The organism is Burkholderia lata (genome assembly GCF_902499335.1).
In the GTDB taxonomy this organism is placed as follows: domain Bacteria; phylum Pseudomonadota; class Gammaproteobacteria; order Burkholderiales; family Burkholderiaceae; genus Burkholderia; species Burkholderia lata_B.
The window spans coordinates 91,158-103,330 of the sequence record NZ_CABVQK010000010.1 but is presented as its reverse complement, the minus strand read 5'-3'; the positions used below and the strand labels follow the sequence as shown (position 1 = coordinate 103,330).

At 65.0% G+C, this 12,173-nt stretch carries 11 protein-coding genes; 2 read left to right on the top strand and 9 right to left on the bottom strand.

What is annotated here, in order from left to right; genetic code table 11:
- Positions 1 to 74: 74 nt before the first annotated feature.
- The 6 genes from BCO18175_RS24800 to BCO18175_RS24775 form a co-directional block, all read right to left on the bottom strand.
- Complete coding sequence (locus BCO18175_RS24800; protein WP_011350949.1) at positions 75 to 800, bottom strand: amino acid ABC transporter ATP-binding protein; 726 nt, start codon at positions 798 to 800, stop codon at positions 75 to 77.
- Positions 797 to 1,474 carry a glutamate/aspartate ABC transporter permease GltK gene (gene gltK, locus BCO18175_RS24795; RefSeq protein ID WP_174974057.1) on the bottom strand — a complete coding sequence of 226 codons (678 nt, stop codon included), beginning with the start codon at positions 1,472 to 1,474 and terminating at the stop codon, positions 797 to 799. The genes BCO18175_RS24800 and gltK overlap by 4 nt, the downstream gene beginning before the upstream one ends.
- Positions 1,474 to 2,214 carry an amino acid ABC transporter permease gene (locus tag BCO18175_RS24790; RefSeq protein WP_174985041.1) on the bottom strand — a complete coding sequence of 247 codons (741 nt, stop codon included), beginning with the start codon at positions 2,212 to 2,214 and terminating at the stop codon, positions 1,474 to 1,476. Before BCO18175_RS24790 ends, gltK begins: the two co-directional genes overlap by 1 nt.
- An 84-nt stretch (positions 2,215 to 2,298) precedes the next feature.
- A complete protein-coding gene (locus BCO18175_RS24785) occupies positions 2,299 to 3,192 on the bottom strand; it encodes a glutamate/aspartate ABC transporter substrate-binding protein (RefSeq protein ID WP_174985038.1) in 894 nt (297 codons plus the stop codon).
- 252 nt (positions 3,193 to 3,444) lie between these two features.
- Positions 3,445 to 4,731, bottom strand: a complete 1,287-nt coding sequence (locus BCO18175_RS24780; protein ID WP_174918635.1) for a Glu/Leu/Phe/Val family dehydrogenase — start codon at positions 4,729 to 4,731, stop codon at positions 3,445 to 3,447.
- 276 nt (positions 4,732 to 5,007) lie between these two features.
- Positions 5,008 to 5,961: a LysR substrate-binding domain-containing protein gene (locus BCO18175_RS24775; protein WP_174985035.1), complete on the bottom strand. Its 954-nt coding sequence runs from the start codon at positions 5,959 to 5,961 to the stop codon at positions 5,008 to 5,010.
- 231 nt (positions 5,962 to 6,192) lie between these two features.
- Between BCO18175_RS24775 and purB the strand changes: the two genes are divergently transcribed.
- On the top strand, positions 6,193 to 7,581 hold the full coding sequence (gene purB, locus BCO18175_RS24770; RefSeq protein WP_174919082.1) for an adenylosuccinate lyase: 1,389 nt from the start codon (positions 6,193 to 6,195) through the stop codon (positions 7,579 to 7,581).
- Between the two features lie 76 nt (positions 7,582 to 7,657).
- On the opposite strand, the gene BCO18175_RS24765 is transcribed toward purB, so the two are convergent.
- The gene (locus BCO18175_RS24765; RefSeq protein WP_174985032.1) at positions 7,658 to 9,079 is read right to left on the bottom strand and encodes an NAD(P)/FAD-dependent oxidoreductase; all 1,422 of its coding nucleotides are present in this window, start codon (positions 9,077 to 9,079) and stop codon (positions 7,658 to 7,660) included.
- Positions 9,080 to 9,355: 276 nt separating this feature from the next.
- Here BCO18175_RS24765 and BCO18175_RS24760 point away from each other — a divergent pair, with 276 nt between their 5' ends.
- Positions 9,356 to 10,003 (top strand): TetR/AcrR family transcriptional regulator, encoded by a 648-nt coding sequence (locus BCO18175_RS24760; protein WP_174985029.1) that lies wholly within the window; start codon positions 9,356 to 9,358, stop codon positions 10,001 to 10,003.
- 80 nt (positions 10,004 to 10,083) lie between these two features.
- Here the strand turns inward: BCO18175_RS24760 and BCO18175_RS24755 are convergent, their stop codons facing one another.
- Entirely contained in the window at positions 10,084 to 10,587 is a 504-nt protein-coding gene (locus BCO18175_RS24755) for a gluconokinase (protein WP_046544931.1), read from the bottom strand.
- A gap of 13 nt (positions 10,588 to 10,600) precedes the next feature.
- Positions 10,601 to 11,962 carry a GntP family permease gene (locus tag BCO18175_RS24750; protein WP_174985026.1) on the bottom strand — a complete coding sequence of 454 codons (1,362 nt, stop codon included), beginning with the start codon at positions 11,960 to 11,962 and terminating at the stop codon, positions 10,601 to 10,603.
- Positions 11,963 to 12,173: the final 211 nt, after the last annotated feature.

The following is a 12,173-nucleotide window of genomic DNA, read 5'->3' as shown; positions in this document are numbered from 1 at the left end:
GAAAAAAAACCGCCCGGCGCTCGGCCGGGCGGTTTTCGCATCGACGCACCTGCAGCGCCGACGAGCGCGGACGCTCAGTGCAGGATTTTCGCGAGGAAGTCCTTCGCGCGTTCCGATTTCGGATTCGAGAAGAAATCGTCCTTGCGGTCGTCCTCGACGATCGCGCCCTTGTCCATGAAGATCACGCGATGGGCGACCTTCTTCGCGAAGCCCATTTCGTGCGTGACGACCATCATCGTCATCCCTTCCTGCGCGAGTTCGACCATCACGTCGAGCACTTCGTTGATCATCTCGGGGTCGAGCGCGGACGTCGGCTCGTCGAACAGCATCGCGATCGGATCCATCGACAGCGCGCGCGCAATCGCGACACGCTGCTGCTGGCCGCCCGACAGCTGCCCCGGGAACTTGTGCGCATGCGCCTTCAAGCCGACGCGATCGAGCAGCTTCATGCCCTTCTCGTTCGCCTCGTCCTTGCCGCGGCCGAGCACCTTGACCTGCGCGAGCGTCAGGTTCTCGGTGATCGACAGGTGCGGGAACAGCTCGAAATGCTGGAACACCATCCCGACCTTCGAGCGCAGCTTCGACAGGTTCGTCTTCTTGTCGCCGACCGACTGGCCGTTCACGAGGATCTCGCCCTGCTGGAACGGCTCGAGGCCGTTCACGGTCTTGATCAGCGTCGACTTGCCCGAGCCCGACGGGCCGCACACGACGACCACTTCGCCTTTCTTGACCTCGGTCGTGCAGTCGGTGAGGACCTGAAACTGGCCGTACCACTTCGAAACGTTCTTGATGGAAATCATCTTGTGACCTTTTTCTGGAGACCCTTGACGAGAGCAGACGCCAACGAGCAAATCACGAAATAGCATGCGCCGGCGAACAGGACCATCTCGACGGTCGTGCCGTCGCGATCGCCGACGTTGGCCGCCGTGCGGAAGAAGTCCGCGAGACTGATCACGTACACGAGCGACGTATCCTGGAACAGGACGATCGCCTGCGTGAGCAGCAGCGGGATCATCGCGCGGAACGCCTGCGGCAGGATCACGAGGCGCATCGCCTGCGCGTAGTTCATGCCGAGCGCGAACGCGGCGTTCACCTGCCCGCGCGGCACCGCCTGGATGCCGGCGCGGATGATCTCGGAATAATACGCGGCTTCGAACAGCGAGAACGCGACCATCGCCGATGCGAGACGGATGTCGATCGTCGGCGACAATCCGAGCACGCCCTGCAGCAGCTGCGGCACGATCAGGAAGAACCACAGCAGCACCATCACGAGCGGGATCGAACGGAACACCGTCACGTAGCCCTGCGCGAACCACGCGAGCGGCTTGACGCCCGACAGCCGCATCAGCGCCAGCAGCGTGCCCCAGACGATCCCGATCACGATCGCGATCAGCGTGATCTGGAACGTGACGACCGCCCCCGTCCACAGCGTCGGCAGCGCGCCGGGAATACTACTCCAGTCGAACTGATGCATCACTTGCCTCCGATATAGCCGGGCAGCCGCGTACGGCCTTCGATCCAGCGCATGAACGCCATCACGATGAGGTTGATGATCACGTACGCGAGCGTCACCGCAATGAACGACTCATACGTCTGCGCGGTGTAGTCGACGAGCTGGCGCGCCTGCGCGGACAGGTCGAGCAGGCCGATCGTCGACGCGACCGCGGAGTTCTTGAAGATGTTCAGGAATTCCGACGTGAGCGGCGGCACGATGATCCGGTACGCAACCGGCAGCAGCACGTAGCGGTACGTCTGCCATTGCGTGAAGCCCATCGCGAGGCCGGCGGCGCGCTGGCCCTTCGGCAGCGCGTTGATCCCCGAGCGCACCTGTTCGCACACGCGCGCGCCCGTGAACAGGCCGAGACAGATGATCGACGCGGTGAAGAACTGCGTGGTGGGCGGCAACTGCTTGATCCAGGTGCCGATCGACGCGGGCAGCAGCTCCGGTATCACGAGATACCAGACGAAGAACTGCACGATCAGCGGAATGTTCCGGAAGATCGACACGTACAGGGTGCCGAGCGCGGACAGCCATTTGTTCGGCACGGTGCGCAGCACGCCGAACAGCGAACCGACGATCAGCGCGATGACCCAGGCGACGAGCGACACTTCGATCGTCACCCAGAAGCCGGACATCAGCCATCCGAAATAAGTCGTCGGCTCGCCGGTCGACACGGGGCTCAGGAAGATGCCCCAGTTCCAGTGGTAAGACATGGGCAAGACTCCAGCAAAAAGAGACGGAAGAAGCGTGGCCTCTTCCGTCTCATTAGCGTCATTTCTGCATCAACGGCCGTGCGGTCAGTCGAGCGCCTTGTCGTTCGGGTTCGCGTACAGCTTCTTCATCGAATCGGACAGCGGGAAGTTCAGGTTCAGCCCCTTCGGCGGAATCGGGTTCTCGAACCACTTCGCGTAGATCTTCGCGGCGTCGCCCGATTTCTCGACTTGCGAGATCGCGTCGTCGACGACCTTCTTGAAGTCCGCATCGCCCTTGCGCATCATGCAGCCGTACGCTTCTTCCGATTGCGGCGTGCCGACGATCACCCACTCGCCCGGCTGCTTCGCCTTCGCGCGCTCGCCCGCGAGCAGCGCGTCATCCATCATGAACGCGACCGCGCGGCCCGATTCCAGCGTGTTGAACGAATCGCCGTGATCCTTCGCGCTGATGATGTTCATGCCGAGCTGCTTCTCGTTGTTCATCTTGCGCAGCAGGCGCTCGGACGTCGTGCCGGCAGTGGTCACGACCGTCTTGCCCTTCAGGTCGGCGAAATCCTTGACGCCCGAATCCTTCTTCGTCATCAGGCGCGTGCCGATCACGAAGATCGTGTCGGAGAACGCAGCCTGCTGCTGGCGTTCCGCGTTGTTGGTCGTCGAGCCGCACTCGATGTCGACCGTGCCGTTCTGCACGAGCGGGATGCGGTTCTGCGACGTGACCGGAATGTTCTTCACCTGCAGGTTCGGCAGGTTCAGCTTCTTCTTCACCGCGTCGACCACCTTCAGCTGGAATTCGCGCGAATAGCCGACCACCTGCTGGTTCTGGTCGTAGTAGGAGAACGGAATCGACGATTCGCGGTGCCCCAGCGCGATCACGCCCGTGTCCTTGATCTTCTTCAGCGTGCCCGTCTCCTGAGCATGCGCGCCGCTTGCGAACGCGCAAAGCGCCGCGAACATCAGGACTGCCTTTTGGTATTTCATTTTGGTCATCTCCTTGGCTAAAACCCGCGCCAGTGTATCAAAGTAATATTTTTGAAAGTACTGGTTGTTTACCGAACCACGAATCGCGCTGTGCGAAGCCTTCCTCCCGGCTTCGGGCGCCCCTTCCGGCGCCTGAATGCGCACGCGGGCGATGCCGGATTCGGCACCGCCCGCGAGGGTTCATGCACGCAACCGGATGGATTGCGTCATGGATTGATCGTAGTCAACCGATCCGAAATCGGCAACCACCAATCAGGGGTACAGGCCGCGCATTTCGCGCGCCATCAGGATGCGCTTGCACGCAACGATGAACGCCGCCGTACGCACCGACACCTTGTGCTCTTCCGCGACCGCCCACACGCCGGAGAACGCTTCGCGCATCACGCGCTCGAGACGATGGTTGATCTCGTCTTCCGTCCAGAAGAAGCTCGAGAAATCCTGCACCCACTCGAAGTACGACACGGTCACGCCGCCTGCGTTCGCGATCACGTCCGGGATCACGAGCACGCCGTTCGCGGTCAGGATGTCGTCCGCCGCCGTCGTCGTCGGGCCGTTCGCGCCTTCGACGATGATCTTCGTGCGGATCTTCGCTGCGTTCTTCTCGGTGATCTGGTTTTCCAGTGCCGCCGGGATCAGGATGTCGGTTTCGACCGTCCAGAACTCGTCATTCGGCATCGGCTCCGCGCCTTCGAAGCCCGCGACGCCGCCCGTGCGTGCGACGTGCTCGAGCAGCTTGTTCGAATCGAGGCCGGCCGGCTGGTAGATCGTGCCCGTGTGATCCTGCACCGCGATCACCTTCGAACCCGCTTCCTGGAACAGCTTCGCCGCGATGCCGCCGACGTTGCCGAAGCCCTGCACCGCGATGCGTGCGCCTGCGATCTCGAGGCCCTTCTTCTTCGCCGCTTCGCTGCCGACGACGAACACGCCGCGGCCCGTTGCTTCCTTGCGGCCGAGCGAACCGCCGAGTGCGATCGGCTTGCCGGTCACGACGCCGGTCGACGTCTGGCCCTGGTTCATCGAGTACGTGTCCATCATCCACGCCATCACCTGTTCGTTGGTGTTGACGTCCGGCGCCGGAATGTCGGTGTTCGGGCCGATGATGATGCCGATTTCGCTGGTGTAGCGGCGCGTCACGCGCTCGAGCTCACCACGCGACAGCTTGCGCGGGTCGACGCGGATACCGCCCTTCGCGCCGCCGTACGGCACGTTCACGGCCGCGTTCTTGACCGACATCCACGCGGACAGTGCCATCACTTCCGACAGCGTCACGTCCTGGTGGTAACGCACACCGCCCTTGCCCGGGCCGCGCGACACGTTGTGCTGCACGCGATAGCCTTCGAAGTGCGCGACGGTGCCGTTATCGAGCTCGATGGGGCAGTCGACGATCAGGATGCGCTTCGGGCGCTTCAGCGTTTCGAGCCAGCGCGACAGCGAGCCGAGGTACGGCGCGACGCGATCGACTTGCTGAAGATAGTTGCCCCACGGGCCGAGATCGTCGGCGTGCAGGTAGGACGGGATGGACTGCAATTGCGAAGACATGGATGCTCCAACGGTCAACAGGTGCGCACATTGTCGAAAAACCCGTTTTTTTTATCCAATGCCGTTTGCTTATTCGATTATGCGTTTCTTGCATGATCGCGATTTTTCGCAAATCTGCGGTCGATTTGCGCAAGAACGCACGCGATCGATCGTGCATCGCGTGCGTGAAAAATCGTGTTTCCTGGAAGCGGGACGGCCGCCGGACAGCCGCCCGACAGGCGCCGCAAGCTCGGCGACAGCCGGCCGGCCAACGCGGGCGCGGTTAACCGCCCACGGTTAACCCGCGGTTTCGCGCAGTTCGTCGCGCACGACGTCCCACAGCGCACGCACGAGCTTCTGGCGAGGATCGTCGCCCTGCAGCGCGAGCTTGTCGCAGTACAGCCGGATCTCCATCGTCAGCGTGAACGGATGCGCGCCGCCGCGCACCGACCGGTCGAGCCGGATCAGGCGGCCGCCCGCGACCGCATCCTCGACCGCGCTGTGCGGCAGGAACGCGACGCCGTGGCCCGCGAGCGCCATCGCCTTCAGCCCTTCGGCCATGTCGGTTTCATAGACGCGATCGAGGAACAGCGGCGTCGACGCATTCGCGACGATGACCTCCGTCATCCGGCCGAGATACGCGTTCGGCGTATACGACAGGTACGGCACGCGCGCGTCGGCCGTGCCGGGCAGCGTATAGCGCGGCCGCCCCGCGCGGCCCGGCGCCGAGAACGGGCTGATCGGCTCGCTGCCGAGGACCAGCATGTCGTAGCGCGCCGGGTCGAGCGCGACCGGATGGCTCGGGTGGTGGTAGCCCATCACGAGATCGCAGCCGCCCTCGACGAGCGACAGCACCGCGTCGTGCACGTTCAGCGCGCGCAGCCGCGTATGGACCTGGCCCATCTTCGCCTCGATCCGCTGCAGCCAGCGCGGGAAATACGTGAGCGACAGCGTGTGCGGCACCGCGAACTCGATCGTCGGCACCGGCGCGCCGACGTGGCCGCGCAGCAGCGTGCGCGCCTCGTGCGCCTGCGACAGCATCGTCAGCGCCTGTTCGTAGAAGATCTGCCCGGCCTGCGTGAGCCGCGTCGGATAAACCGAACGATCGATCAGTTCGGTCGCGAGCCATGCCTCGAGCGCCTGGATGCGCCGCGAAAACGCCGGCTGCGACACGTGCCGCAGCTCGGCGGACCGGCTAAAGCTGCGCGTTTCCGCGAGCGAAACGAAGTCTTCGAGCCATTTCAGTTCCATGCAGGCAGGCGCGGCGGGCGGCGGTCGGGAAGAAGCCTGCATTCTACCGGCGGGCGGGCCCCGCAGGCGGCCCGGCGAGCGGCCCGGCGCCCCGCCGCGGACGGGCGCCGGCACGGCGTCCGCACGCGGAGACGCCCGCCGGCCGCGCGCGACCGGGATCGTCCCGCGCCGATGGTAAAATGCCGGATTCTCCTTCCCCTCGCTCGACCCGGCCCCAAGGCCCGCCCGATCATGTCCGACACTCGTCCCGATACGCTTTTCGCCCTCACCGCGCTTTCGCCCATCGACGGCCGCTACGCCAGCAAGACCGAAGCGCTGCGCGACTGGCTCTCCGAAGCCGCCTTCATGCGCCACCGCGTCACCGTCGAGGTGCACTGGCTGATCGCGCTGTCGCGCGCCGGCTTCGCGGAAGTCCCGCGCTTCTCCGATGCGTCCGAACAGTTCCTGCTGCAGCTCGCCGAGCGCTTCACCGCGCACGACGCCGCCCGCATCAAGGAAATCGAGCGCGTGACGAACCACGACGTGAAAGCCGTCGAATACTGGCTGAAGGAATCGGTAAAGGGCCAGGAAGAGCTCGAAAAGGCCAGCGAATTCATCCACTTCGCGTGCACGTCGGAAGACATCAACAACACGTCGCACGGGATGATGCTCGCCGGCGCGCGCGAACACGTGATCCTGCCGGCGCTGCGCACGGTCTACCAGCGCCTCGTCGCACTCGCGCACGCGCACGCCGAGCAGCCGATGCTGTCGCGCACGCACGGCCAGCCGGCCAGCCCGACGACGCTCGGCAAGGAACTCGCGAACGTCGCGGCCCGCCTCGCCCGTGCGATCACGCGCATCGAGAAGGTCGAGATCCTCGGCAAGATGAACGGCGCGGTCGGCAACTTCAACGCGCATCTCTCGGCGTACCCGGAATTCGACTGGGAAGCGTTCTCGCGCGACGTGATCGAGACCCGCCTGAAGCTCACGTTCAACCCGTACACGATCCAGATCGAGCCGCACGACTACATGGCCGAGCTGTTCGACGCCGTGGCGCGCGCGAACACGATCCTGCTCGACCTCGACCGCGACGTGTGGGGCTACATCTCGGTCGGCTACTTCAAGCAGAAGACGAAGGCCGGTGAAATCGGCTCGTCGACGATGCCGCACAAGGTCAACCCGATCGACTTCGAGAACTCGGAAGGCAACCTCGGCCTCGCGAACGCGACGCTGCGCCACCTCGCCGACAAGCTGCCGGTATCGCGCTGGCAGCGCGACCTGACCGACTCGACGGTGCTGCGCAACATGGGCGTCGCGCTCGGCTACTCGCTGCTCGCGTATGACTCGCTGATCCGCGGCCTCGACAAGCTCGAAGTGAACCCGGCACGCCTGAACGAAGACCTCGACAACTGCTGGGAAGTGCTCGCCGAGCCGGTGCAGACGGTGATGCGCCGCTACGGCATCGAGAACCCGTACGAGCAGCTGAAGGAACTGACGCGCGGCAAGGGCATCACGCGCGAAGCGCTGCAGGAATTCGTCGGCACGCTCGCGATCCCGCAGGATGCGAAGGATCGCCTGCTCGCGATGACGCCTGCGTCATACATCGGCAAGGCCGTCGAACTCGCGAAGCGGATCGCGTAAGCGCCGCCGTTTTCGCATGTAAAAAAGCCCGGTGCGAGCAATCGCATCGGGCTTTTTTGTTGCCTGCCGCAGCCGGTCAGAACGAGATCATCCGCCCCGGGTTAAGCGCGCTCATCACGCTCATCGCAGCCTTCGCGGCGGGAATCGCGATCGGCGACAACTGGCGGCCGAGCGGAATCGCACGGTGATCGATCCCGGTCAGCATCGAGAAATCGTCGTTGCGACCGACGAAATCGTCGCAGATCGCCTTGCCGATCCGCACCGTCTGCGCGACGCCGTGGCCGCTCCAGCCCTGCACCATGTACATCGGCACGCGGCCGTCGGTCTTGCGGCTGTCCGTCGCGCCGTTCAGCGTGAAGTCGCTCACGCCACTCCAGCAGTAGTCGAGCGCGAACTGGCCGTCGACCTGCGGGAACACCGTGTTCAGCCGCGTCAGCAGGTACGCGTTCACGTCCGGCTGCGCCCAACACGTGCCGGTGCCCTGCCCGCCGAACAGCAGGCGGTTACCGCGTACCGGCCGGTAGTAGTCGATCTGGAACTGCGTGTCGTACACGGGCATGCCGGCCGGCATCAGTGTCGCGACATCGACGTCGAGCGGCGCCGTCACGCTCACGTAGGTAAAGAACGGCACGGTTGTCGCGGCGCCGTCGTCGAGCAGCCGGAACGTCGTGTTGTGCAGCGCCAGCACGACACCCTTGCGCGCGGTGATCGTGCCGCCCGGCGTCGTCGCGACGACACCCTCCGGCGTCTCGTCGAGTTCGAGCACCTCGGTGCCCTCGAACAGCGCGCCGCCGTTCAGCCGGAAGCCGTGCACAAGGCCGCGCACCAGCGCGAGCGGATGGATCTGCCCGCCGATCGCGTCGATCGCCGCGCCGTGGTACAGCCCCGAGCGCACGTATTCGTCATGCAGCTGATGGCGGCCGACGAGCGTCACACCCGCGTCGCCGAGATGGCGGCGCGCGTCCGCGCCGTCGAGCAGCGCGCTCATGTGGCCCGGGTGGACCGCGGCCGTAATGTGGCCGCGCTTGCGGTCGAGCTCGAGCGCGTAACGTGCGCCGATCGCGTCGATCAGGTCCATCGATTCGGCCGATGCAAAGCGCCACAGCTGCTTCGCGTCGTCGTGCGACAGGTGGTCGATCATGTCGGCGGCTTCCCAGCGCGCGAGGCCGGGCGTGAGCTGCCCGCCGTTGCGGCCCGATGCGGCCGAGCCGACGTGGTGCTTGTCGACGAGGATGGTATCGACGCCCGCTTCCGCGAGATGCAGCGCGGCCGACGCGCCGAGCAGGCCCGCGCCGATCACGAGCACGTCGCATACGGCATCGTGCGCGAGCGGCGCGCCGTTCGCGTGGCGCGACAGCGACGCCTCGTACCAGTTCGCCGGGCGCTCGCCGTCGTAGCGGGCCGGGTCGCACCAGTTCCAGTTGTCTTTTTCGATGTTCAGTTGCGTTTGTTCGAAACGCGATTCGCCCTGGATCAGGGTTTGATGATTGAAAGTCATGATTGCACTTGCATGGTCTTGGGCCGCCTGTCGAAGAGCCTTCTGGCTTCGCGGGTGGGGCAGCCGGTTCCACATGGGTGTCAACGAGATAAAGGGCGCGATGGCCCGTGTTGACGGCGGGCACGCTCGTGCCGCCTCGATCCCGGACTGTGCGAAAGCACGTATTGAGAGGTGCCGGGACACCCAATTTCTACACCGCAGAAATAATTCTACAGTGTAGAATTAACTTTCGTCAAGTTTACAGCCGGTGCCGCACCGGCCCGTCAGCCCGCATCGATGAAAGACAAACCCGCCCAGGGCCCGCGCGGCCTCGACAAGGACGCGATCGTCGCGGCCGCGCTCGCGTTGCTCGAAGACGTCGGCGAAGCCGCGTTCAGCGTGCGCAAGCTCGCGCAGTCGGTCGGCTGCGACCCGATGAGCGTGCTGTATCACTTCAAGTCGAAGGAAGGCCTGAGCCGCGCGATCGCGAACGCGCTGTCGCGCTCGCTCGTGCCGGTCGACGCCGCGCTGCCGTGGCGCGAACGGCTGCGCGACCTCGCGCGCCAGTACCGCGCGCTCGCGCTGCGCTACCCGGCCGCGTTCGCGCTGCTGCAGCGGCACATGAGTACGGGGCCGGCCGATCTCGCGCACATCGAGGCCGTGCATCGCGCGCTGGCCGACGCCGGCATCCCGCGCGCGGCGCTGCCGTCGGTGTGCGTCGGCTGGTATGCGAGCGTGATCGGGCTTGCCGCGGCCGAGGCCGGCGGCCTCACGCGCGCCGCGAACGACGTCGAGCTCGCGGAAATGGAAGCGCTGTCCGACGCCGCGCATCCGCTCGTCAAGGCGGCCGCCCCGCTCTATGCCCAGCTCGATCCGGCAGCCGTGCACGACACGATGCTCGACGTGCTGCTCGACGGCATCGCGAAGCAGGCGCCCGCGGCCTGACCCGCCCGCGGCTCACGGGCCGTCAACGAAAAAGGCGCCCCGAAGGGCGCCTTTTGCATGACGATTGCCGCGAACCGCGCTCAGTGCTGCTGCGCGATGCCGATCTTCAGCATGACCTGATCGACGATCTGTTCGGGCGTCAGCTCGATGCTGACCTCGATCGCTTCGTCCGGGCCCGGTTCCTCGAGCGTGTCGAGCTGGCTCTTCAGCAGCGACGGATCGAAGAAATGGCCGGTGCGGCTCTTCAGGCGCTCGTGCAACATCTCGAACGAACCCTTCAGGTACACGAACCGCACGTCGGTGTCGGTGCCGCGCAGCACGTCGCGGTACGACCGCTTCAGCGACGAACACGTGAACACGGCCGTCTCACCGGCACGCTGCTTTTCCTCGATGGCCGCGCGGATCGTGCGCAGCCACGGCCAGCGGTCGTCGTCGGTCAGCGGAATGCCGTTGTGCATCTTTTCCTTGTTCGCCGCGCTGTGAAACGCGTCGCCATCGGTATAGCTGCACGACAGGCGTTCCGCCAGCATTTCGCCGATTAGCGACTTGCCCGCGCCCGACACGCCCATTGCGATCAGAATCATTGCCTACCCCTTGTTACAGAACCATGCTCAGCAGCAGTGTAAAGCCGAGACCGAGCACCGAGATGATCGTTTCGAGCAACGACCAGGTCTTGAACGTCTGACCGACCGTCATCCCGAAGTATTCCTTGATCAGCCAGAAGCCGCCGTCGTTCACGTGCGAGAAGATCAGCGAGCCCGAGCCCGTCGCGAGCACCAGCAGCTCCGGGCTGACCGCCGCGCCGGACGCCGCCGCGATCGGTGCGACGATGCCGCAGGCCGTCGTCATCGCGACCGTGGCCGAACCCGTCGCTAGACGCATCAGCGCCGCAACGAACCAACCGAGCAGCAGCGGCGACAGGTGCGCGTGCTTCGCGGTCTCGACGATCTGCTGCGAGATCCCGCTGTCGCGCAGGACGCCGCCGAAGCCGCCGCCCGCGCCGACGATCAGCGTGATGCCGGCGATCGGTGCCAGGCACTCGCTGCAGAACTTCTGGATCTGGTCGCGGTTGAAGCCCTGCAGCTTGCCGAACGTGAAGAAGCTCACGAGCACGGCGATCAGCAGCGCGACGTCCGAGTTGCCGGCGAAGCGCAGCAGGTTGTTCGGCAGCGACTTCGGCGTGAACAGCAGATCGGCCCAGCTGCCGACGAGCATCAGCACGACGGGCAGCAGGATCGTGAACAGCGTGATGCCGAAGCTCGGCAGTTCACGCTTGCGGCCATCCGTGTGCGTATCGACGAACTGCGCGGCGAGCGGGTTGTTTTCCGGCAGCTTCACGAACTTCGAGATCGTCAGCGCGAACAGCGGACCCGCGATGATCGCGGTCGGCACGCCGACGATCAGGCCAAACGCGATCGTCTTGCCGATATCGGCGCCGTATTGCTGAACGGCCAGCAGCGCGGCCGGGTGCGGCGGGATCAGGCCGTGCACGACGGACAGGCCGGCCACCATCGGCAGGCCGACGACGAGCAGCGACTTGCCGGTGCGCTTCGCGACGTTGAACGCGATCGGGATCAGCAGCACGAAGCCGACTTCGAAGAACACCGGCAGGCCGACGATGATCGCGACGAACATCATCGCCCAGTGGATGTTCTTTTCACCGAACCAGTCGATCAGCGTGGTCGCGATCCGTTCGGCGCCGCCCGATTCGGCCATCATCTTGCCGAGCATCGTGCCGAGGCCGACGACGATCGCGATGTGGCCGAGCGTGCCGCCGGTGCCCGTCTCGAACGACTTGACGATCTTGTCCATCGGCATGCCGACGACAAGGCCCAAGCCGAGCGAAACGATGATCAGCACCAGGAACGGGTAGATCTTGTAGCGCGCGATCATCAGGATCAGCGCGGCAATCGCGATCAGCGTGAATACGAGCAGCATGCTGCCTTGGACAGCCCCCATGTGGCACTCCTCCTAGAATTGTTCGAACCGGGCGAGTTGTTGCGAGTATGCCCGGCTATGCAGGTCTCCGAAACACGGGGGGTACCCACCCCGTCAGGACGCTGAATTTTACTTATCTTTGCGGCTCGCGGATAGAACCGGTTCCATCAGCAAAAACCCTCGGTAAAACAAGCACTAAGGCTCGCTTTCCGAGGGTCAAACTGTCATTTCG

Coding starts and splice junctions, on each gene's coding strand:
- BCO18175_RS24760 (WP_174985029.1), top strand. CDS start 9,356: ATGAAAGACAAACCCGCCCAGGGCCCGCGCGGCCTCGACAAGGACGCG.
- BCO18175_RS24750 (WP_174985026.1), bottom strand. CDS start 11,962: ATGGGGGCTGTCCAAGGCAGCATGCTGCTCGTATTCACGCTGATCGCG.
- BCO18175_RS24790 (WP_174985041.1), bottom strand. CDS start 2,214: ATGTCTTACCACTGGAACTGGGGCATCTTCCTGAGCCCCGTGTCGACC.
- BCO18175_RS24765 (WP_174985032.1), bottom strand. CDS start 9,079: ATGACTTTCAATCATCAAACCCTGATCCAGGGCGAATCGCGTTTCGAA.
- gltK (WP_174974057.1), bottom strand. CDS start 1,474: ATGCATCAGTTCGACTGGAGTAGTATTCCCGGCGCGCTGCCGACGCTG.
- BCO18175_RS24780 (WP_174918635.1), bottom strand. CDS start 4,731: ATGTCTTCGCAATTGCAGTCCATCCCGTCCTACCTGCACGCCGACGAT.
- BCO18175_RS24800 (WP_011350949.1), bottom strand. CDS start 800: ATGATTTCCATCAAGAACGTTTCGAAGTGGTACGGCCAGTTTCAGGTC.
- BCO18175_RS24785 (WP_174985038.1), bottom strand. CDS start 3,192: ATGAAATACCAAAAGGCAGTCCTGATGTTCGCGGCGCTTTGCGCGTTC.
- BCO18175_RS24775 (WP_174985035.1), bottom strand. CDS start 5,961: ATGGAACTGAAATGGCTCGAAGACTTCGTTTCGCTCGCGGAAACGCGC.
- purB (WP_174919082.1), top strand. CDS start 6,193: ATGTCCGACACTCGTCCCGATACGCTTTTCGCCCTCACCGCGCTTTCG.
- BCO18175_RS24755 (WP_046544931.1), bottom strand. CDS start 10,587: ATGATTCTGATCGCAATGGGCGTGTCGGGCGCGGGCAAGTCGCTAATC.